18 protein-coding genes are annotated in these 20,727 nt (G+C 72.3%); 10 read left to right on the top strand and 8 right to left on the bottom strand.

Translation table 11 applies throughout. The annotated features are described in order from the left end of the window. Positions 1-108 precede the first annotated feature (108 nt). From A5696_RS21885 to A5696_RS21895, 3 genes are read right to left on the bottom strand one after another with little or no spacing between them, the layout of a single operon-like run. Positions 109-432: an MGMT family protein gene (locus A5696_RS21885; RefSeq protein ID WP_067883083.1), complete on the bottom strand. Its 324-nt coding sequence runs from the start codon at positions 430-432 to the stop codon at positions 109-111. Between the two features lie 2 nt (positions 433-434). After that, a complete protein-coding gene (locus A5696_RS21890) occupies positions 435-1,217 on the bottom strand; it encodes an alpha/beta hydrolase (RefSeq protein WP_067883084.1) in 783 nt (260 codons plus the stop codon). Continuing rightward, complete coding sequence (locus A5696_RS21895; RefSeq protein ID WP_067883085.1) at positions 1,214-1,420, bottom strand: hypothetical protein; 207 nt, start codon at positions 1,418-1,420, stop codon at positions 1,214-1,216. The genes A5696_RS21890 and A5696_RS21895 overlap by 4 nt, the downstream gene beginning before the upstream one ends. A gap of 83 nt (positions 1,421-1,503) precedes the next feature. Between A5696_RS21895 and A5696_RS21900 the strand changes: the two genes are divergently transcribed. The 4 genes from A5696_RS21900 to nudC all read left to right on the top strand — a co-directional run bounded on the left by A5696_RS21900 (position 1,504) and on the right by nudC (position 10,061). Continuing rightward, positions 1,504-4,635 (top strand): ATP-dependent DNA helicase, encoded by a 3,132-nt coding sequence (locus A5696_RS21900; RefSeq protein WP_067883086.1) that lies wholly within the window; start codon positions 1,504-1,506, stop codon positions 4,633-4,635. Continuing rightward, entirely contained in the window at positions 4,602-7,928 is a 3,327-nt protein-coding gene (locus A5696_RS21905; RefSeq protein WP_369803376.1) for an ATP-dependent helicase, read from the top strand. Before A5696_RS21900 ends, A5696_RS21905 begins: the two co-directional genes overlap by 34 nt. 94 nt (positions 7,929-8,022) lie before the next feature. Then, positions 8,023-9,093 (top strand): TrkA family potassium uptake protein, encoded by a 1,071-nt coding sequence (locus A5696_RS21910; protein ID WP_067883087.1) that lies wholly within the window; start codon positions 8,023-8,025, stop codon positions 9,091-9,093. Beyond that, positions 9,093-10,061 carry an NAD(+) diphosphatase gene (nudC, locus tag A5696_RS21915; RefSeq protein WP_156738538.1) on the top strand — a complete coding sequence of 323 codons (969 nt, stop codon included), beginning with the start codon at positions 9,093-9,095 and terminating at the stop codon, positions 10,059-10,061. The genes A5696_RS21910 and nudC overlap by 1 nt, the downstream gene beginning before the upstream one ends. A gap of 6 nt (positions 10,062-10,067) precedes the next feature. Here the strand turns inward: nudC and mrx1 are convergent, their stop codons facing one another. After that, positions 10,068-10,316: a mycoredoxin Mrx1 gene (gene mrx1, locus A5696_RS21920; RefSeq protein WP_067883088.1), complete on the bottom strand. Its 249-nt coding sequence runs from the start codon at positions 10,314-10,316 to the stop codon at positions 10,068-10,070. A 113-nt stretch (positions 10,317-10,429) separates the two neighbouring features. On the opposite strand from mrx1, the gene A5696_RS21925 reads away from it, so the two are divergent. The 3 genes from A5696_RS21925 (at position 10,430) to A5696_RS21930 (ending at position 13,187) form a co-directional block, all read left to right on the top strand. Beyond that, complete coding sequence (locus tag A5696_RS21925) at positions 10,430-12,526, top strand: ATP-dependent DNA helicase UvrD2 (protein WP_197517051.1); 2,097 nt, start codon at positions 10,430-10,432, stop codon at positions 12,524-12,526. 99 nt (positions 12,527-12,625) lie between these two features. Next, positions 12,626-12,787, top strand: coding sequence for a hypothetical protein (locus tag A5696_RS28515; protein WP_231964549.1), 162 nt, complete (start codon positions 12,626-12,628; stop codon positions 12,785-12,787). Between the two features lie 130 nt (positions 12,788-12,917). Then, positions 12,918-13,187 carry a WhiB family transcriptional regulator gene (locus A5696_RS21930; RefSeq protein WP_067883089.1) on the top strand — a complete coding sequence of 90 codons (270 nt, stop codon included), beginning with the start codon at positions 12,918-12,920 and terminating at the stop codon, positions 13,185-13,187. Between the two features lie 14 nt (positions 13,188-13,201). On the opposite strand, the gene A5696_RS21935 is transcribed toward A5696_RS21930, so the two are convergent. Next, positions 13,202-14,545, bottom strand: coding sequence for an AarF/ABC1/UbiB kinase family protein (locus A5696_RS21935; protein WP_067883090.1), 1,344 nt, complete (start codon positions 14,543-14,545; stop codon positions 13,202-13,204). 91 nt (positions 14,546-14,636) lie between these two features. On the opposite strand from A5696_RS21935, the gene A5696_RS28095 reads away from it, so the two are divergent. After that, positions 14,637-14,810, top strand: coding sequence for a hypothetical protein (locus A5696_RS28095; protein ID WP_197517048.1), 174 nt, complete (start codon positions 14,637-14,639; stop codon positions 14,808-14,810). Here A5696_RS28095 and A5696_RS21940 read toward each other — a convergent pair. Further along, complete coding sequence (locus A5696_RS21940) at positions 14,807-15,664, bottom strand: cyclodehydratase (protein ID WP_067883091.1); 858 nt, start codon at positions 15,662-15,664, stop codon at positions 14,807-14,809. The genes A5696_RS28095 and A5696_RS21940 overlap by 4 nt on opposite strands. A 173-nt stretch (positions 15,665-15,837) precedes the next feature. Here A5696_RS21940 and A5696_RS21945 point away from each other — a divergent pair, with 173 nt between their 5' ends. Further along, positions 15,838-17,313 (top strand): PE family protein, encoded by a 1,476-nt coding sequence (locus tag A5696_RS21945; protein ID WP_082969097.1) that lies wholly within the window; start codon positions 15,838-15,840, stop codon positions 17,311-17,313. A 15-nt stretch (positions 17,314-17,328) separates the two neighbouring features. Here A5696_RS21945 and A5696_RS21950 read toward each other — a convergent pair whose 3' ends face one another. Both A5696_RS21950 and A5696_RS21955 read right to left on the bottom strand, forming a co-directional pair. After that, positions 17,329-18,060, bottom strand: a complete 732-nt coding sequence (locus A5696_RS21950; RefSeq protein ID WP_067883093.1) for a C39 family peptidase — start codon at positions 18,058-18,060, stop codon at positions 17,329-17,331. A 107-nt stretch (positions 18,061-18,167) separates the two neighbouring features. Next, a complete protein-coding gene (locus A5696_RS21955) occupies positions 18,168-19,556 on the bottom strand; it encodes a zinc-dependent metalloprotease (protein WP_197517049.1) in 1,389 nt (462 codons plus the stop codon). A 78-nt stretch (positions 19,557-19,634) separates the two neighbouring features. Here A5696_RS21955 and A5696_RS21960 point away from each other — a divergent pair, with 78 nt between their 5' ends. Continuing rightward, positions 19,635-20,666, top strand: coding sequence for a PDZ domain-containing protein (locus tag A5696_RS21960; RefSeq protein ID WP_067883095.1), 1,032 nt, complete (start codon positions 19,635-19,637; stop codon positions 20,664-20,666). Positions 20,667-20,727: the final 61 nt, after the last annotated feature.

Consider the following 20,727-nt stretch of genomic DNA (forward strand, 5'->3'; position numbering starts at 1 on the left):
GCTTCGAGTGTGTGTGGGGGGCGGTAGATCCGCGAAATCTGCACCGTGGACTCACACTCAAAGCCGTGAGCGCACACCGGACTTCAGCGAAAAGTGTGCCCAGCGAGATCACCGGCGCGGCCTCCTAACCCCCGGCGGGAACTCGTGGCGCACCTCATCCAGCGCGATCCTGCCGTCGACGGCGAGCACGCCCTCGGCGCGCAGCAACTCCAGCTGCCTGGAGGTCAGGTGCCGCGCCGGGCGTCCGGACGCCGTGATCACCCGGTGCCAGGGCAGGTCCGAGGAGTCGGTCCGCATGATCCATCCGACGATGCGCGGGCTGGAAAGCCCTGCGACAGAAGCGATGTCGCCGTAGGTGGCGACCCGGCCGGACGGAATCGCCGCGACCAGCGAACGCACCCGCTCCACCTGCTCGTCGGTCACCGGCGCCACGGTCAGCGGTCTTCCAGCAGCCCGCGGATCAGCGCCGCGGTTTCGGTGGGCTTGGCGTGGGGCACCATGTGGTTGCAGTCGAAATCCAGCAGCTCGAAATCGGAACCCAGCCGTTCCTGCAGCGAATCGATCAATCGATCGCTCACGTACGGCGGCGAGGTTCGCTTCGCCCGCACCAGGATCGTGGTCGTCCCGGCCGGCGGCAGCACGACGTCGCGGGCCAGTTCGCTCCAGTAGGACATCATCGCCGGCAGGCTGACCCGCCAGCCGTAGCGCCCGTTGGGCAGCTCGACGAGGTGCTCGTCGATCTCGGACGCCAGCAGCGCCGGGTCCACATCCGCCCAGGAGCCTGTCGCCTTTTCCATGCGGGCCTCCCTGGCGCCGGGGTAGTCGGGGGAGGAGAACATCCCGTCGGCGATGTCGCGCATCCACGCACCGTCCAACCCGACCGCCGGATCGAGCAGCAGCAGCGCCGCCACCCGGTCCGGGCGGGACGCTGCCAGGTGCAGCGCCAGGCCGCCACCGAACGAGTGGCCGACCACCAGCACCGGTGCGGCGGCATCGTCGAGCAGCGCGGACAGCGCCGAGACGTTGGCGTCGATGGTCCACGGCGCCGCCCACGACGAGCGACCGTGGCCCAGCAGATCGGGCGCGGCGACGGCGGTCTCGGGCACGTGGCCGGCCAGATGCCGCCAGCGTCCCCCGTAACCGGTCAGCCCGTGCAGGGCCAGCACCCGCATCGGGCCCGGCGGGCCGTAGCGGTGTACGTGCAGGTCGGCGCTCACCCGTTGCCGTCGTCCCAGTCGTCGTCGGTGGGGACGATGAAAGCCTGCTCGATCACGTCGGCTTCGTTGGCATCCCGATCGGTGGCGTCGTCCAGGTACGCGGTGTCCAGGCCCGCCTCCTGACCGTCCCAGTCGGAGTCGACAATCTGCCGCTGTTCTGCGGCGTCGGCTTCAGGCACTGCGTCATCGGGGCCGATACCCATCCAATCCCTCCTCACCTGCCGGGGTTTCCGGCGTCTCGGTCCAGTATCCGGATCTTGTCGTACCCCCGTGATTGCATGCAGCCATGTCATACACCTGGGACGACGAGGCGCGTGCCGTGCTGGCGCCCGGTCTGCGCGGGCGGGTGCGTGTCCTGGGCGGGCCCGGCACCGGGAAGAGCAGCCTGCTGGTCGACGCGGCGGTCGCCCGGATCGGCGTCGGGGTCGAACCGGAATCGGTTCTGCTGCTTACCGGTTCCGGTCGGATCGGGGTCCGGGCCCGCAGCGCGTTGACGAGGGCGCTGCTGCGGTCGCGGTCCACCGGTCCCGGCCGCGCGGCGGTGCGCGAGCCGCTGGTGCGCACCGTGCACGGCTATGCGTACGCGGTGTTGCGGCGGGCAGCCGAGCGGGCCGGCGATGCGCCCCCGCGGCTGGTCACCAGCGCCGAACAGGACGCCATCATCCGGGAACTGCTGGCCGGTGACCTCGAGGACGGGACGCGCTCGGCCAGCGGGTGGCCGGCCCACCTGCGGCCCGCGCTGGCCACCGCCGGTTTCGCCACCGAGGTGCGAAACCTGTTGGCGCGCTGCGCGGAACGCGGCGTGGATCCGCAGGAACTGGAGCGGCTGGGCCGTCGGTGCGGGCGTCCGGAATGGACCGCGGCCGGCCGGTTCGCGCGCCAGTACGAGCAGGTGATGTTGCTGCGGGCGGCGGTCGGGACGGCGGCCCCGCAGGCGACGACGCCGGCGCTGGGTGCCGCCGAATTGGTGGGCGCCGCGCTGGAGGCCTTCGCGGTTGACCCGGAGCTGCTGGCGGCCGAACGCGCCCGGGTCCGCGTCCTGCTGATCGACGACGCCCAGCAACTCGACCCGCAGGCCGCCGGCCTGGTTCGGGCGCTGGCGGCGGGCACCGAGACGACGCTGATCGCCGGCGACCCCAACCAGGCCGTGTTCGGCTTCCGCGGCGGCGAGGGGTCCGGGCTGTTGGCCGACGATTCACCGTCGGTGACGCTGACGGTGTCGCATCGCTGCGCGCCGGCCGTGGCGCGCGCGGTCAGCGGCGTGGCGGGCCGGTTGCCGGGCGGCAGCGCGGGCAGACGCATCGACGGCACCGGGCCCGAGGAGGGATCCGTCGCGGTGCGCCTGGCCGCCTCGGCGCACGCCGAGGCGGCAATGATCGCCGACGCGTTGCGGCGCGCCCACCTGGTCGACGGCGTGCCGTGGTCGCAGATGGCCGTCATCGTCCGGTCGGTGCCGCGCGCCGGAGCGCGCTTGCCGCGCGCGCTCGCGGCCGCCGGCGTACCGATCGCCGCGCCTTCATCGAGCGGGTCGTTGTCCGACGAGCCCGCGGCCCGGGCGCTGCTCACCGTGCTGGCGGCCACCGCCGGCGGGCTCGACGGCGACCTGGCCCTGGCGCTGCTGACCGGCCCCATCGGCCGCGTCGATCCGGTGTCGCTGCGGCAGCTACGCCGAACGCTGCAGCGCGCCAACGCCGATCGCGCGCCGGGCGATTTCGGCGGCCTGCTCGTCGAGGCCCTGCACGCCGACGCGCCGCTCCCCGGGCCGCAGTCCCGCGCGCTGCGGCGGGTGCGGGCGGTGCTGGACGCGGCCGCGCGCTGCGATCGCGACGGCCAGGATCCGCGCTACACCCTGTGGGCCGCCTGGCAGCGGTCCGGTCTGCAGCGCCGCTGGCTGTCGGCCGCCGAGCGCGGCGGCCCCGCCGGTGCCCAGGCCGCCAAGGACCTGGAGGCGGTGACCGCCCTGTTCGACATCACCGATCACTACGTGGCCCGCACCCCGGGCGCGTCGCTGCGCGGGCTCGTCGAGCACGTCGCGGCGCTGCAAGTGCCCGGCGCCAACACCGAGCCCGACTGCCGGGCCGAGCAGGTCAGGGTGCTCAGCGCGCACGCCGCGCTGGGACACGAATGGGACTTCGTGGTCATCGCCGGCCTGCAGGATGGATTGTGGCCCAACACCGTTCCGCGCGGTGGCGTGCTGCACACCCAGCGGCTGCTCGACGCTCTCGACGGTGTCAGCGGGGACGCCTCGGTGCGGGCGCCGCTGCTGGCCGAGGAGCGCAGGCTGCTGGTGGCCGCACTGGGCCGGGCGCGGCGCCGGTTGCTGGTGACGGCGGTGGACGGCGACGCGGGCGGGGCCGATGCGGAGGCCGCGCTGCCCTCGGCGTTCTTCTCCGAAATCGCGCAATGGGCCGACTGCGGCGATCCCGTTGCGGCGCAACCGGTCTCGGCACCGCGGGTGCTGTCCACGGCCGCCGTGGTGGGCCGGCTGCGCAGTGTCGTGTGTGCGCCCGCCGGCGCGGTCGACGATGCGGTCCGCCGTTGCGCCGCAACGCAATTGGCGCGGCTAGCCCAGGCCGGTGTCCCGGGTGCCGACCCGGCCGGCTGGCATGGCCTGCTGCCGGTCAGCACCGGTGCACCGCTGCGGGCGAGCGGCGAGCCCGTCACGCTGACCCCGTCGACCCTGCAGACGCTCAACGACTGCCCGCTGCGCTGGCTGGCCGAACGGCACGGGGGGAGCAGCCCACGGGAGCTGCGCTCCACCCTCGGCTCGGTGCTGCACGCGCTGATCGCCCAACCCGGCAAGACCGAATCCGAACTGCTGGCCGAGCTGGACCGCGCCTGGAGGCATCTGCCCTTCGAGGCGCGGTGGCACTCGGCCAACGAGCTGGCCCGGCATCGCGCGATGGTTCGAGCGTTCCTCGAGTGGCGGGCGCAGACCCGGGGCGAGCTCACCGAGGTCGGCGTCGAGGTGGGCGTCGACGGAACGCTCGGCACACCCCGCGAAGACGGCGGCGAGATCCGGCTGCGCGGGCGGGTCGACCGGCTGGAGCGCGACGCGGCCGGCCGGCTCGTCATCGTCGACGTCAAGACCGGCAAGACACCGGTCAGCAAGGACGATGCCCAGCAACACGCGCAGCTGGCGGCGTACCAGCTGGCGGTCGCCGAGGGCTTGATCGCCGGCGGCGACGAGCCCGGCGGGGCGCGGCTGGTGTACGTGGGCAAGGCGGGCGCCGGCGGTGCCATCGTGCGCGAGCAGGACCCGCTGACGGCGGCCGCCCGGGACGAATGGCGCGACCTGGTGCGCCACGCCGCCGACGCGACGGCCGGGCCGCAGTTCGTCGCCCGGCGCAATGACGGTTGCGCGCACTGCCCGATCCGGCCGTGCTGTCCCGCCCACGCCGACGGGACCACGCCGTGAACCCGCGCTACAGCCCCGCCGAATTGGCCTGCGCGCTCGGGCTTTTCCCGCCCACCGACGAACAGGCCGCCGTCATCGCGGCGCCACCGGGCCCGCTGGTCGTCATCGCCGGGGCCGGCGCCGGCAAGACCGAGACGATGGCCGCGCGGGTGGTGTGGCTCATCGCCAACGGCCACGCCGAGCCCGGCCAGGTGCTCGGGCTGACGTTCACCCGCAAGGCGGCCGGCCAGCTGCTGCGCCGCGTGCGCTCCCGGCTGGCCCGCCTGGCCGGCATCGGCCTGGGCGGCGCCGCCGCCGTCGAACCCGACGGCGCCCCCGCGGTCAGCACCTATCACGCCTTCGCGGGCGCGCTGTTGCGCGACCACGGCCTGCTGCTGCCCGTCGAGCCGGACACCCGGCTGCTCGGCGAAACCGAGCTGTGGCAGCTGGCCTTCGACGTGGTCAACGGATATGGCGGCGAGCTGCGCACCGACAAGACGCCGGCCGCGGTCACCTCGATGGTGCTGCGGCTGTGGGGCCAGCTGGCCGAGCACCTGGTGGACACCGGCCAGCTCCGCGACACCCACGTCGAGCTGGAACGGCTGATTCACGCCCTGCCGGCCGGTCCCTATCAGCGCGACCGCGGGCCCAGCCGGTGGCTGCTGCGCCTGCTGGCGGCCCAGACCGAGCGCGCCGAGCTGGTGCCGCTGCTCGACGCGCTGGGCGACCGGTTGCGCGCCACGAAGGCGATGGACTTCGGCATGCAGATGGCCTATGCCGCCCGGCTGGCGGTGGGCTTCCCCCGGGTGGGCGAGGAGCTGCGGAACCGCTACCGGGTGGTGCTGCTCGACGAGTACCAGGACACCGGGCACGCCCAGCGCATCGCGCTGTCGGCGCTGTTCGGCGGCGGGGTCGACGACGGGCTCGCGCTCACGGCCGTCGGGGATCCGATCCAGTCGATCTACGGCTGGCGCGGCGCCTCGGCGACGAACCTGCCGCGGTTCACCACCGACTTCCCCCGCGCCGACGGCACGCCCGCGCCCGTGCTGGAGCTGCGGACCAGCTGGCGCAACCCGCCCAGCGCCCTGCGGGTGGCCAACGCCGTGTCGGCGGAGGCGCGGCGGCGGTCGGTCGCGGTGCGCGCCTTGCGCTCCCGCCCGGACGCCCCGCCGGGCGCCGTCCGCTGCGCGTTGCTCGCCGACGTTCGGGCCGAACGCGAGTGGATCGCCGACCAGCTGCAGGGGCACTACCGCCGGGCCGGAGCCGACGGCGTCGCCCCGCCGACCGCCGCGGTGCTGGTACGCCGCAACGCCGACGCCGCACCCATCGCCGACGCGCTGCGCGCGCGGGGAATCCCGGTCGAGGTGGTGGGTTTGGCGGGGCTGCTGTCGGTCCCCGAGGTCGCCGAGGTCGTGGCCATGCTGCGGCTGGTGGCCGACCCGACCGCCGGCGCGGCGGCGATGCGCGTGCTGACGGGCCCACGCTGGCGGCTCGGGGGACGGGATATCGCCGCGCTGTGGCAACGTGCGCTGGACCTGGCCGGGGGACGGACGGGCGCGGCGCCGTCGCCCGAGTCGATCGCGCTGGCCGCCGGCCCCGACTCCGACGGTGCGTGCCTGGCGGACGCGATCAGCGACCCCGGTCCGGCCGCCGCGTATTCGGCGGCGGGGTATCGACGCATCACGGCGCTGGCCGCCGAACTGTGCGCGCTGCGCGGGCATCTCGGCCATTCGCTGCCCGACCTGGTCGCCGAGGTGCGCCGCGTGCTGGGTGTCGACTGCGAGGTGCGCGCGGCGGCCGCCGTGGGGCAGCCGTGGACCGGGGCCGAACACCTCGACGCCTTCGCCGACGTCGTCGCGGGTTACGCCGAACGCACGATGGACGCCTCAGCGGTGGCATCGGTCGCCGGCCTGCTGGCCTACCTGGATGTCGCCGAGGCGGTGGAGAACGGCTTGCCGCCGGCCCCGCCGGCGGTGGCGCAAGACCGGGTCCAGGTGCTCACGGTGCACTCGGCGAAGGGCCTGGAGTGGCAGGTGGTCGCGGTGGCGCACCTGTCGGGCGGGGTCTTTCCGTCGACCGCGTCGCGCAGCACGTGGCTCACCGACGCCGGCGAGCTGCCGCCGCTGCTGCGCGGCGACCGTGCCTCGGCCGGCTCGCTGGGCATCCCGGTGCTGGACGTCTCCGACGTCACCAACCGGAAGCAGCTGTCCGACAAGGTCTTCGAGCATCGGCGCCAGCTCGAGCAGCGCCGTGTCGACGAGGAGCGCCGGCTGCTGTACGTGGCCATCACCCGCGCCGAGGACACCCTGCTGGTGTCCGGCCATCAGTGGGGATCCACGGGCGTCAAACCCCGGGGCCCGTCGGAATTCCTGTGCGAGCTCAAGGACGTCATCGACGGTTCGGCCGCCGACGGGGACCCCTGCGGCGTGGTGGAAGAGTGGGCGCCCGCGCCCGCCGAGGGCGAGCGCAACCCCTTGCGCGACAACGTCATCGAGGCGACGTGGCCGACCGACCCGTTGGCCGCGCGCCGCGGCGACGTCGAGGGCGGGGCGGCGCTGGTGGTCCGGGCCATGTCCGCCGACTTCGGCGAGTCCGTCGCCGACGCCGAGGGTCCCCCGCAAGCGGAAGGTGCCCCCAGGGACCCCGACGTCGATGTGTTACTGGCCGAGCGGGTGCGCTCGGAGCGCCGGCGCGCCCGCGCCCTGCCCAGTCAGGTGTCGGTCAGCGGGCTGGTCGACCTGGCGCGCGACCCGGCGGCCGCGGCGCAGCGGCTGGTGTACCGGCTGCCGACGCGCCCGGACCCCCACGCCTCCCTCGGCACGGCCTTCCACGCGTGGGTCCAGCGGTTCTACGGCGCGGACTCGCTGTTCGATCTCGGCGACCTGCCGGGCGCGGCGGATTCCGACCTCGGCGACACCTCGGAATTGACCGCGCTGCAGGCGACGTTCGCCGGATCGCGCTGGGCGTCGCGCACCCCGGTGGCCGTCGAGGTGCCGTTCGACATGCCGATCGGCGACACCGTCGTCCGCGGCCGCATCGACGCCGTGTTCGCCGACCCCGACGGTGGCGCCACCGTCGTGGACTGGAAGACCGGTGAGCCGCCGCGCGGGGCGGAAGCCCTGCGCCAGGCCGCCGTCCAGCTCGCCGTCTACCGGTTGGCCTGGTCCGCGCTGTCCGGGGTTCCGGAGTCGTTGGTGCGCACCGCCTTCTATTACGTACGCACCGGCGTCACGGTCACGCCCGATGAACTGCCCGAACCCGCCGAGCTGGCCGCGTTGCTCACCGGGCCGCCCGGCGGCGCCGTCGCGGTGTGAGGTGCGCCGCTCGCGTCATGGGCCGCGCGCCAGCGTGGTTACATAGGAGTCGTGCGTGTCTCGTGCGCTGGGCTTCAGCCGATGATGGAGCGCCGTGGGCAACGGTAGGGCCCGCAAATTGAGCGGTCTGGACGAGACACTGACCGCCCAGCCCGGTCATCAGCTGGTCGGCGTTCTGCGCATCCCCGAGAACCACGCCGGCCCCACCCGCGTCATCGCGCGCCGGGTCGCGATCGCGTTGCTGGTGCTGTTCGGCGCCGCCGTCATCGTCTACCTGGACGCCGGCGGCTACCGCGACCTGCGCGGCCAGCCGCTGACCTTCCTCGATTGCCTGTATTTTTCCGCGGTGTCGCTGTCGACGACGGGCTACGGCGACATCACCCCGTACACCGAAACGGCGCGGCTGGTTCACACCGTGATCTTCACGCCGCTGCGGATCGCGTTCCTGGCCGTGTTGGTCGGCACGACGCTCGAGGTGCTGTCGGAGCGGTCGCGGCAGGGGTGGAAGATCCAGCGTTGGAGGAGCAAAGTGCGCAACCACACCATCGTGATCGGCTACGGCACCAAGGGCAAAACGGCGGTCGCGGCCATCCTCGGCGACGAGGAGGCTCAGGGTGAGATCGTCGTCGTCGACACCGACGCGATCGCGCTCGAACACGCCGCCTCGGCCGGCCTGGTCACCGTCCGCGGCGACGCCACCAAGTCCGATGTGCTGCGGCTGGCGGGGGCGCAACACGCGGCGTCGATCGTCGTCGCCACCAGCCGCGACGACACCGCCGTGCTGGTCACGCTGACGGCGCGGGAGATCGCGCCGAAAGCCAAGATCGTGGCGTCGATCCGCGAGGCCGAGAACCAGCACCTGCTGGGGCAGTCCGGCGCCGACTCGGTGGTGGTCTCCTCCGAAACCGCCGGCCGGCTGCTCGGGCTTGCGACCACCACGCCGAGCGTCGTGGAGATGATCGAGGACCTGCTGACCCCCGACGCCGGCCTGGCGATCGCCGAACGAGAGGTCGAGCAGACCGAAATAGGGGGATCGCCAAGGCATTTGCGCGACATCGTGCTGGGCGTGGTGCGCGACGGCCACCTGTTGCGCATCGGCGCCCCCGAGGTGGACGCGATCGAGGCCAGCGACCGGCTGCTCTACATCCGCAACGCGGGGCACTGATGGCGGGTCGCCGTCAATCGGACCCGGTGGCGATTGGGGAGTTTCGCCTGCGCGAGGTTCCGGTGCTGTCGCGCGTCGGCGCCGACCGCGCCGATCAGCTGCGCACCGACGTCGAGGCGGCGACCGCGGGCTGGCCGGACGCCGCGCTGTTGCGGGTGGATTCGCGCAACCAGGTGTTGGTCGCCGACGGCCGGGTGGTGCTCGGTAACGCGGCCACACTGGCCGACAAGCCGCCGCCGGAGGCGGTGTTCCTGGGCCGCATCGAAGGCGGCCGCCACGTCTGGGCGATCCGCGGCCCGCTGGAGGCGCCCGAGGATCCCGATGTGCAGGCCGAGGTGGTGAACCTGCGCAGCCTCGGCCGGATCTTCGACGACACCAGCAGCCAACTGGTGTCGTCGGCCCTCGCGCTGCTGAATTGGCATGACAGCGCGCGATTCAGCGCGACGGACGGCTCACCGACCAGACCTGCCCGTGGTGGCTGGTCGCGGGTCAACCCGGTCACGGGTCACGAGGAGTTCCCTCGCATCGACCCGGCGGTGATCTGTCTGGTGCACAACGGCGGCGACCGCGCGGTGCTCGCGCGCCAGGCGGTGTGGCCGGAGCGGATGTTCTCCCTGCTGGCCGGGTTCGTGGAGGCGGGCGAGTCCTTCGAGGCGTGCGTCGCCCGCGAGATCCGCGAGGAAATCGGCCTGACGGTGCGCGACGTGCGCTACCTGGGCAGTCAGCCCTGGCCGTTCCCGCGCTCGCTGATGGTCGGCTTCCACGCGGTGGCCGACCCGGACGAGGGGTTCTCGTTCAACGACGGTGAGATCGCCGAGGCGAGCTGGTTCACCCGCGACGAGGTGCGGGCGGCGCTGGACGCCGGCGACTGGAGCAGCGCGTCGAACTCCGAGGGGTCCAAACTGCTGTTGCCCGGCTCGATTTCGATCGCGCGGGTCATCATCGAATCCTGGGCCGCGCTCGACTGAGGCGCCCTAGCCCACTTCGGCGAGCTTCGCCTTGACCTGGGCCGCGCTCGGGTTGGTCAGCGTGGACCCGTCGGCGAACCTCACCGTCGGGACCGTCCGGTTGCCGCCGTTGACCGAGCCGACGAACTCCGCCGCGGCCCGGTCCTCCTCGATGTCGACCTCGTCGTAGGAGATCCCGTCGGACTTGAGCGCCGTCTTGAGCCGATGGCAGTAGCCGCACCAGGACGTCGTGTACATCGTGAGAGCGTTGGCCATAGCCCGCTCAACGTACCGCGGCGACGCGGAATTCCGCGGCGACCCGATTCACGCACGGCGCCACGGCGTGTTTGTCGGCCACTCCTGCTTTCATGGAAGCCAAGATGAAGCCCATGCCGCTGCTCGCCGACGCGCTGACCGCCGAGCTCGACGACGAGCAACGCGAGGCCGTGCTGGCGCCCCGGGGCCCGGTCTGCGTGCTGGCGGGCGCCGGGACGGGCAAGACCCGCACCATCACGCACCGGATCGCCCAGCTGGTCGCCGGCGGGCACGTGGCGGCGGGGCAGGTCCTGGCGGTCACCTTCACCCAGCGTGCCGCGGGGGAGATGCGGTCGCGGTTGCGCGCGCTCGCCCAGAGCGGGCACCCGGGTTCGGGTGCCGTGCAGGCCCTGACCTTCCACGCGGCCGCGCACCGCCAGCTGCGCTACTTCTGGCCGCGGGTGGTCGGCGACACCGGCTGGCAGCTGCTCGACAGCAAGTTCCCCGTCGTGGCCAGGGCCGCCGGCCGCAGCCGGCTCAACGTCAGCACCGACGACGTCCGCGACCTGGCCGGGGAGATCGAGTGGGCCAAGGCGTCGCTCATCGGCCCCGAGGAGTACGCGTCGGCGGTGGCCGACGCCGCCCGCGACGTCCCGATGGACGCCAAGCAGATCGCGGCCGTCTACTCCGCCTACGAGGCCCTCAAGGTGCGCGACGAGTCGATGGCGCTGCTCGACTTCGACGACCTGCTGCTGCACACCGCGGCCGCGATCGAGAACGACGCCGCCGTCGCCGAGGAGTTCCGCGACCGCTATCGCTGCTTCGTCGTCGACGAGTACCAGGACGTCACCCCGCTGCAGCAGCGCGTGCTCGCCGCCTGGCTCGGCGACCGCGACGACCTCACCGTCGTCGGCGACGCCAACCAGACCATCTACTCGTTCACCGGCGCCACGCCCCGGTTCCTGCTCGACTTCTCGCGTCGGTTCCCGGACGCCACGGTGGTGCGCCTGGAACGCGACTACCGCTCCACCCCGCAGGTCGTCTCCCTGGCCAATCAGGTGATCGCCGCGGCCCGCGGCCGCGTCGCCGGGAGCAAGCTGCAGCTGTCCGGGCAGCGCGCGCCGGGCCCGGCACCGTCGTTTCACGAGCACCCCGACGAAACCGCCGAGGCAGCCGCGGTCGCCAAGTCGATCGGCCGGCTGATCGAAGCCGGGACGCCGCCCGCCGAGATCGCGGTGCTGTACCGGGTCAACGCGCAATCCGAGGTCTACGAGGAGGCCCTGACCGAGGCGGGCATCACCTACCAGATCCGCGGCGGGGAGGGGTTTTTCAACCGGCAGGAGATCAAGCAGGCGCTGCTGGCGCTGCAGCGTGCGGCCGACCGGGGCGAAGAGGGCCCGCTCCCCGAGGTCGTCCGCGCGGTGCTGGAGCCGCTGGGCCTGACGGCCGAGGAACCGACCGGAACCCGGGCCCGGGATCGCTGGGAGGCGCTGTCCGGGCTGGCCGAGCTGGTCGACGACGAAGTGGCGCAGCGCCCGCAGCTCGACCTGGCCGGGCTGGTGGCCGAGCTGCGCCTGCGCGCCGACGCGCGCCACCCGCCGGTGGTCCAGGGCGTCACGCTGGCCTCGCTGCACGCGGCCAAGGGGCTCGAGTGGGACGCGGTGTTCCTGGTCGGATTGGCCGACGGCACGCTGCCCATCTCGCACGCGCTGGCGCACGGACCCGAAAGCGAGGCCGTCGAGGAGGAGCGCCGGCTGCTCTACGTCGGAATCACCAGGGCGCGAGTCCATTTGGCGCTGAGCTGGGCGCTGGCCCGCAGCCCGGGCGGGCGGCAGAGCCGCAAGCCGTCGCGGTTCCTCAACGGGATCGCCCCGCAGGCGCGCGCCGACGCCGCCCCGGCCAGGTCCCGTCGCAACAAGGGCACCGCGACGCGCTGCCGGATCTGCAACAACAACCTGACCACCCCGGCGGCCATCATGCTGCGGCGGTGTGAGACGTGCGCGGCCGACATCGACGAGGACTTGTTGTTGAGGCTCAAGGCCTGGCGGATGGACGTCGCCAAGGAACAGAAGGTGCCGGCCTACGTCGTCTTCACCGACAACACCCTGATCGCGATCGCCGAGCTGCTGCCCGCCGACGAAGCGGCCCTGATCGCGATCCCGGGCATCGGCTCGCGCAAGCTCGAACAGTACGGACCCGACGTGCTGGAGCTGGTCCGGGCGGCCCGCTGAGGGCGATTGCGCAGGTCAGAAATTCGGTTGTGCGGCCCGGCGGCTACCCTTTAACCTCGAAACCGCACACCGCTGCCGGCTGAGAGGAGGCTCGCCACGATGATCACGAACGCGTTCGGCGTAGGCGTGGCCTCCGCGGTGCCGGCTGAAGGTCTGCCCGAGGCCGCCTCCCATGCTGCCCATGCCGCTGCCAAGGCGGCAGCGGTGAAGCACCGCGTCGCCGCCGCGACCGACGCGTCCGTGGATTGGGGCCCCACCTAACCAGCCCCCTTTGATGGCCACGGACCCGAAGTCAGCAGGATCCGTGGCCATTGTTTTCGGGTCGAAAACCCGCCCTGGTCCGGATCACCACGAAGGACAACCATCCGACCAGGAAGCAGGTGAGCAGGACATGTCGGCATTGCCAGTCCGAAGACCGACGCTGCCGGAATTGCCTTGTCACGTCGACGATCCCGACCTGTGGTTCGCCGAGGCCCCGGCCGACCTCGAGCGCGCCAAGACGCTGTGCGCGCCCTGCCCGGTGCGCCGCCAGTGCCTGACCGCGGCGCTGGAACGGGCGGAACCCTGGGGTGTGTGGGGCGGCGAGATCTTCGAGCGCGGCGCGATCGTGAGCCGCAAACGCCCGCGCGGACGGCCCCGCAAAGACGCCGTCGCGGCCTAGAACGCAGGAGCGGCCTAGACCGCCGCGGTGTCGGGCTCGGCGAAACCGGGGATCAGTTCCTCCGACAGCGCCTTGATCGGCACGTGCGCGTCCAGCTGGCACAGGATCGCGGCGACCGAGGCGATGACCCGCATCGGTATCGCCAGCTTGGGCGGCAGGTCCATCTGCCGGGCCGTCTTGATCTGCGACACCGACCGGTCGATCTGCACCACGGTCATCTTCTGCAGCCACTTGCGGGTGTAGTGGAAGACGTCGACTTGGATGGGCTCGACGTACTGGCGCAGCATCTCGTCGATGTCGCGCACCGAGACCTGCTGGCCCTTCTGGATGAAGCCGACCTTCTCCATCGTCGGCAACAGCAGGTCGTAGTTCTTGTCGCGGGCCAACCGGATCGTCATCCCGAGCTCGACGGGATAGCCACCGGGCAGGGGCGCGACGGCGCCGAAGTCGATGACGCCCATCCGGCCGTCGGGCATCAGCATGAAGTTCCCCGGGTGGGCGTCGCCGTGCAGCATCTCCAGCCGGCGCGGGGCGTCGAAGGTGAGCTCGAGCAGGCGGGTGCCGATCAGGTCGCGCTGCTCGCGGGTTCCGTTGCGGATGATCTCCGCCATGTGGATCCCCTCGATCCACTCCTGGACCACGACCTTGGGCGAGCTGGCCACGACGTGCGGCACCAGGAAGTGCGGGCTGTCCTGATACGCCTTGGCGAACCGGCGCTGGTTGTCGGCCTCGAGCCGGTAGTCGAGTTCCATCTCGGTGCGCTCGACCAACTCGTCGACCACGCCCTGGACGTCGGCGCCCGGCGAAAGCTGCTTGAGCACGCCGACCATCCGCTGCATCGTCTTCAGGTCGGCGCGCAGCGCCTCGTCGGCGCCGGGGTACTGGATCTTCACGGCCACCTCGCGGCCGTCGGACCACACCGCCTTGTGCACCTGGCCGATGCTGGCCGACGCCACCGGGGTGTCGTCGAACGAACTGAACCGGTCCCGCCACTTGGTGCCGAGCTGCGCGTCGAGCACCCGGTGCACCTTCGCGGCGGGCAGCGGCGGCGCGTCCTTCTGCAGCTTGGTCAGCGCCTCGCGGTAGGGCTCGCCGTACTCCTCGGGGATGGCGGCCTCCATCACCGACAGGGCCTGGCCGACCTTCATCGCCCCGCCCTTGAGCTCACCCAGCACCGTGAACAGCTGGTTGGCGGCCTTCTCCAGCATCTCCGCCTGGACTTCGTCCTTCGACTTGCCCGTCAACCGCTTGCCGAAGCCGAGCGCCGCCCGGCCGGCGAAGCCGACGGGGATGCTGGCCAGCTTCGCGTTGCGCGCCGCGCGTCCGCGTTTGATGTCTGACACACATCCATCATCCACGACGGTCAGCGCGCGGGACCGGTGATCCGGACCATAGGTTGTCTTTGCACTTGGGAGACATAGGAGAAAAGACAGCAGAGGAGGCAAAGCCATGGCAGCAAAGCAAGCGCAGCACGACGCCGCCGACGCCTTGTTCAGGGCGATCATCGAAACCCTGGACAAGAACCGCAAGGACGGCACCCTCACCGCGGAGATCCTGGAGGAATTCGCCAGGGCCTACGCCGCGGTGTCGACGTGCGTTCCGGAACAGGGACGGCTCGGCTAGCACGAGCACAGCGGGTGCCTGGTCCATTGCCGCGCGACGATCGACCCGGCGTCGAGGTCGAACTCCAGCGTGGCGTTCAGGGCCGGCGGCGGCGCGGGATCGGGCACCGCCTGCTGCCCGCGCACCGCCGCGATCACGCGGTTCACCTGGCTGAGTGCCAGCGCCGCCGTCGCGAGCAGGGTGGCCCGGTCGGCCACCCCGACGGTGTCGCGCAGCTGGGCGGCGATGGCCGGCCACGAGGCGTCGCGGTCGCTGCGGTGCAGGTCGGCGCAGCCCAGGCAGCTGGTCTTGCCGGGAATGACGAGCGGGCCCACCAGGCCGGTGCCGTCTCGCACCCGCACCGGAAGGTGCGGGACGCCCCGGCTGTGCAGGTCGCGCACCATGCGCGGGTCGGCGACCAGGAAGTCCGACAGCACCACGAGGTCGACGGCCGCGGGTGACACGGCCGCGTGCGGCTGGCTGCTGTGCGCGATGCGCGCCCCCGAGCAGCGCAGCGCGTCGGCGAGCAGCTCGGACAGCGGCCCGCGGCCGTGGATGCGGATGGACGGCGACCGGCCGGGGGACTTCGCGGATTCGGTCGCCACACCCGCCGCGACCAGCTGGGCCACCATGTCGTTCAGCCCGTCGGCGGCCCGCAGGCCGCGCTCGGCGGCCCGTCGGCGCAACTCCGAGAGCGGCGTCGGCGATCGCATGGACCGCAGCAAGCCGGCCAGGTCCGCCGCGGTCAGCTCACCCGGTGGACGCACCAGCACGGCGCGGCGCGGATCCCAGCCGACCTGCACGGCACCATCGGGCCGCAGCAGCACCGGCATGGCGGGGTTCAGCGCGTACATCGACAGCGTGGCGGCCGACATGGGGTCAGACTGTGCCACGCCGGCGGCAACCGCCGTCCTCAGCTATCCACAGGCCCGCGCTTGGGCGGAAGGCATTTAACGGCAACCCAATGCGGCCTAGAATTTCTTTCTGTTCTGACGGTGGAGGACCGCCGGGCTAGTGACAACCAGGGGCTAGCTATAGGTGGACTGACATGTCGTCTGTGATCGCGGCGCCGGAGCTAATGATATCGGCGGCAACGGATTTGGCGACCATCGGCACGAACGTCGGCGCGGCCCGGACGGTGGCGGCGGCCCAGACCACGAGGCTGCTGGCCGCCGCCGGCGATGAGGTGTCGGTGGCCATCGCGGCGGTGTTCTCCGCCCATGGGGAGGGCTTTCAGGCGCTCGGCGCGCAGGCGGCGGCGTTTCACGATCAGTTTGTGCTGGCGCTGAGCGCGGGGGCGGGCTCCTACGCCGACGCGGAAGCCGCCAATGTTGCGGCGTTTGCGGCCAATCCGGCGCAAGCGGTCGTGCAGGATGTGCTCGGCCTGATCAATGCGCCCTTCCTGGCGCTGACCGGGCGCCCGTTGATCGGCAACGGTGCCAACGGCGCGCCGTTGAGCGGGGCAAACGGCGCACCCGGCGGGTGGCTGATCGGCGACGGCGGCAACGGCGGGTCAGGCGGGTCTGGGTTCGCTCCAGGTACCGGCCCCGGCGGCCCCGGCGGCAACGGCGGGGCCGGCGGGCTGCTTTGGGGCAACGGCGGCGCCGGCGGCCCCGGCGGCCACGGCGTTGGGGACCTCGGCGGCGTTGGCGGTCACGGCGGGCGCGCAGGGCTGATCGGCGTCGGCGGAGCCGGGGGCACCGGCACGGGCGGCAACAACGGCGGGAACGGCGGGGCCGGCGGGCTGCTGTGGGGCATCGGCGGTGCCGGGGGCACCGGCTCCGAGACAGAGTCGGCCATGACCGGGGCCGGTGGCGCCGGCGGGCCTGCCGGGCTGTTCGGCCACGGCGGTGCCGGTGGCGCCGGCGGGTTCGGCCAGGTCGGTGGCGGTGGTGGCACCGGCACCGTCGGTGGCACCGGCGGCACCGGTGGTGCCGGCGGCATGCTGTTCGGCGCCGGTGGCACCGGCGGGGCCGGTGGGTTCGGTGCCACCGGTCCCCTCGGTACCGGCCTCAGCGGCAACGGCGGCGCCGGCGGGGCTGCCGGGCTCTTCGGCGACGGCGGCACCGGCGGCGCCGGCGGAGCAAGCACTGCTCACAACGGCGGCGCCGGCGGGAGTGGCGGCAACGGCGGTTTCCTCAATGGTGTCGGTGGCGCCGGTGGCGCCGGCGGCTTCGGCCTCATCGGCGGGACCGGCGGGGCCGGCGGGGCTGGCGGCACGCTGTCCGGTTCCGGTGGCGCCGGCGGCATCGGCGGGTTCGGCACCACCAGCGGCGGGGGTAATGGCGGAGGCGGCGGCAACGCCGGCATCGTCTTCGGCTTCGGTGGCGCCGGCGGCACCGGCGGCGATACCGCAGGCGGTCCCGGCGGCACCGGCGGCACCGGCGGCATCTCCGGGCTGATCGGCAACGGCGGCAACGGCGGCAACGGCGGCAACAGCGCCGCGCTCCTCATCGCAGCCGGCGGCGCCGGCGGCAAAGCGCGGTTATTCGGCGCGAATGGGTTGCCCGGGTCGGAGGGTTGACCCACAGCGCCGCTATCACGAGGTGACGACGATCGATTTCTGCCCGACTTTCCAGGCGGTCATGAATCTTTTGATGCTGACCTTGGTGTTGGCGTGATCGGCGTACGGGTCGTTGAGGTGCACGGTCTCGGTGTTCGTGTCGACCCCGGTGACGACGAGCAAGTGGTCGGGCGCGGTGCGCTGGTCGTCGCTGTCCAAGATCGTTCCGCCGTTGACCCACGCGATCACCTTGCGGTTGGCGCCGAGGTACTGCTCCAGGGCCGGCAGCCCGGTCTGGTCGGGCTGCGTGTCGTAGATCATCCGCGACTTGATGCCGTAGTGCTCGAGCAGCACGACGGTGTCGGCCATGTCGATGCCGCCGGCATCGGTTTCGTGGCCGGGGTCGCCGGTGGGAAGGTAGATCGGACCATCACGGATCACCGAGGGTGTGTTCTGTGCCAGCTTGATGATCTGCTTCTCCGTCGGAGCGTTGCCCGTGACCTCACCCACCACGTCGGCCACCGACGCCAGCCCGCAGGTGTCCTCGAGCGACTGCTGCACCCAATATTTGGCCGCCGCCTCCGGGTCGCCGTATACGCCGTCGGCGGCCGGCCGCGCGGTCGCCGACGGGCTGCCGGAGGCGCCGCCGGTGGCGCGCATCGACGGGGGCGCCGGGCCGCACGCCGCTACCGATGAAACGCCGGCGGTCGCGATGCAGGCGGCCGCCAGGGCGGTGCGCACCGCGGTGGCGATCCGGAGGTTGACCATGTTCGCTCGCAAAGACCGGCCCGACAATCGGTTGGTCGCAAAGTAGCACTTCAGCGGGCGGCCGGGGCCCAATCAGACATGATTCCAGCAGGACGGGTGAACGCGGCTCAGTTGTCCGCGCCGCCGCCGGCCGAGTCGTCGGTGCCGGAGTCTTCGAGCCGCGCGATGGCCTCGTCGATGCCGCTGGTGTCCCCGCCGATGACGCGGTCGATGAAGCCGGCCGGCTCGTCGAGGTCGTCGGCGCCGGGCAACAGGTCCGGGTGCTGCCAGACGGCGTCGCGGGCGTCCGCGCCGACGGCCTCGGTCAGCCGCTCCCACAGCGCCGCGGCCTCCCGCAGCTTGCGCGGCCGCAGCTCGAGGCCGACGAGCGTCGCGAAGGTCTGCTCGGCCGGGCCGCCGCTGGCCCGGCGCCGGCGTAGCGTCTCGCTGAGCGCGGCCGTGCCCGGGATCCGATCGCCCAGGGCCGCGGTGACCACCACCTGCACCCAGCCGTCGATCAGCGCCAGCAGGGTCTCGAGCCGCTCCAGCGCCTGCTGCTGTTCCGGCGTCGCCTTCGGTTCGAAAACCCCCTGGCCGAGCAGGCTCTCGATGGCCGCGGGATCGGACAGCGACGCGGGGTTGAAGTCGCGCGCCAGCTCCTCGATCCCGGTCATGTCGATCTTCATGCCCCGGGCGTAGGCCTCGACCGCCCCCAGCAACTGGCTGGACAGCCACGCCACGTGGCTGAACAGCCGGTGGTGGGCGGCCTCGCGCGCGGCCAGGAACGTCAGGATCTCGCTGCGCGGCTGCTCAAGCCCGGTGGCGAACGATTCGAGCGCGTCGGGCAGGATCGCGGCGACCCCCTTGGGGCCGAGCGGCAGACCGATGTCGGTCGAGGTCAGCACCTCACGCGACAGCCGGCCCAGCGCCTGGCCCAGCTGCGAGCCGAAGGCCATGCCGCCCATCTGCGACATCATCGCCATCAGCGGACCCGCCATGGTCTTGGCCTCTTCGGGCAGCGACGACGACCACACCGTGGCGATCTGCTCGGCCATCGGATCGCACAGCCGCTTCCAGGTCTGCATCGTGTTGTCGACCCAGTCGGTCGGGCTCCAGCCCACCGCCTTGGACGTGCCCGCGGGCAGCGCCGTCGCGCCGTCCAGCCAGGTTTCGGCGAGGTGGACGGCGTCGGCGATCGCCTTGCTCGTCGAGGCGGGAATGGGCGCGACGAACCCGATCGAGTTGGACGCGACGCGCCGCGCCAGCTCGTAGTTGACCGGTCCCGACGCCTCGCCGCCGGTCGCGGCGGTGCCCGCGCTGCTGAACATCTGGCCCAACTGGGTGAAGATCTGGCCCAGGTCGCCCATGCCGAAGTCCCCGCCCAGGCCGAAGGCACCCAGCGGGTCGGAGCCCCCCGAGCCGGAATCGGGATCTTTCTTCCCGTGCTTCTCGTGCTCCGGGTCCTCGCCGGAGGAGAAGCCGAAAGGCAGGTCAGGCATACCGCTAACGGTACTCACCGCCGGGGCGCCACGGGGTATCCCGGGTCACGCTCGTAGCTGAACGTCCCGGCGCTGGCTCCGGCTAGGGTAAGCGGCGTGAACAGGCGGATTCTGACCCTGATCGTCGCGCTGGTGCCGATCATCGTGTTCGGCGTGCTGCTCGCGGTGGTGACGGTGCCGTTCGTGTCGCTGGGGCCGGGCCCGACGTTCGACACCCTCGGCGAGGTCGACGGCAAGCAGGTGGTCGCCATCCAGGGCGCCGTGACACACCCGACGACCGGCCACCTGAACATGACGACGGTGTCCCAGCGCGACGAGCTGAGCCTGGGCGAAGCGCTGACGCTGTGGCTGTCGGGACAGGAACAGTTGATTCCGCGCGACCTCGTCTACCCCCCGGGCAAGTCGCGGGAGGACGTCGACAAGGCCAACAACGCCGACTTCAAGAACTCCGAGGACAGCGCCGAATACGCGGCCCTGGGGTACCTGAAGTACCCGGCCGCGGTGACGGTCGCGACGGTCACCGACCCCGGGCCGTCGGCGGGCAAGCTGAAATCCGGTGACGCCATCGACGCGGTCGACGGCAAACCGGTGGCCAACGTCGAGCAGTTCACGGGATTCCTGAAGAACACCAAACCCGGCCAGGTGGTGACGATCGACTACCGCCGCAAGAACGACGCGGCCGCCCCCATCGGCACCACGCAGATCACGCTGGGCACCAACAAGGATCGTGACTACGGCTTCATGGGTGTGGCGGTGCTCGATGCGCCCTGGGCGCCGTTCGTCATCGACTTCAACCTCGCCAACGTGGGCGGCCCGTCGGCCGGGCTGATGTTCAGCCTCGCGGTCGTCGACAAGCTCACCACCGGCGATCTGGCCGGCTCGAAGTTCATCGCGGGAACCGGCACCATCTCCGTCGACGGCAAGGTGGGCCAGATCGGCGGCATCACGCACAAGATGGTCGCCGCGCACGCGGCCGGGGCCACGGTGTTCCTGGTGCCGGCCAAGAATTGCTACGAGGCGACCTCGGACAACCCGTCCGGGTTGCGCTTGGTGAAGGTGGAGACGCTCGGCCAGGCGGTGGACGCGCTGCACACGATCACGTCGGGCGGTCAGCCGCCCAGTTGCTAGCCCCCCGGGCGGCCGCGCGCGATGCGTACAGTTGTGAGCTAGAAATCTCGGGAATCTCTTG

This window comes from Mycobacterium sp. E2699 (genome assembly GCF_001666745.1).
Taxonomy (GTDB): domain Bacteria; phylum Actinomycetota; class Actinomycetes; order Mycobacteriales; family Mycobacteriaceae; genus Mycobacterium.

Coding starts and splice junctions, on each gene's coding strand:
- A5696_RS28515 (WP_231964549.1), top strand. CDS start 12,626: ATGATCACGAACGCGTTCGGCGTAGGCGTGGCCTCCGCGGTGCCGGCT.
- A5696_RS28095 (WP_197517048.1), top strand. CDS start 14,637: ATGGCAGCAAAGCAAGCGCAGCACGACGCCGCCGACGCCTTGTTCAGG.
- mrx1 (WP_067883088.1), bottom strand. CDS start 10,316: ATGGCCAACGCTCTCACGATGTACACGACGTCCTGGTGCGGCTACTGC.
- A5696_RS21950 (WP_067883093.1), bottom strand. CDS start 18,060: ATGGTCAACCTCCGGATCGCCACCGCGGTGCGCACCGCCCTGGCGGCC.
- A5696_RS21930 (WP_067883089.1), top strand. CDS start 12,918: ATGTCGGCATTGCCAGTCCGAAGACCGACGCTGCCGGAATTGCCTTGT.
- nudC (WP_156738538.1), top strand. CDS start 9,093: ATGGCGGGTCGCCGTCAATCGGACCCGGTGGCGATTGGGGAGTTTCGC.
- A5696_RS21925 (WP_197517051.1), top strand. CDS start 10,430: ATGCCGCTGCTCGCCGACGCGCTGACCGCCGAGCTCGACGACGAGCAA.
- A5696_RS21895 (WP_067883085.1), bottom strand. CDS start 1,420: ATGGGTATCGGCCCCGATGACGCAGTGCCTGAAGCCGACGCCGCAGAA.
- A5696_RS21940 (WP_067883091.1), bottom strand. CDS start 15,664: ATGTCGGCCGCCACGCTGTCGATGTACGCGCTGAACCCCGCCATGCCG.
- A5696_RS21900 (WP_067883086.1), top strand. CDS start 1,504: ATGTCATACACCTGGGACGACGAGGCGCGTGCCGTGCTGGCGCCCGGT.
- A5696_RS21945 (WP_082969097.1), top strand. CDS start 15,838: ATGTCGTCTGTGATCGCGGCGCCGGAGCTAATGATATCGGCGGCAACG.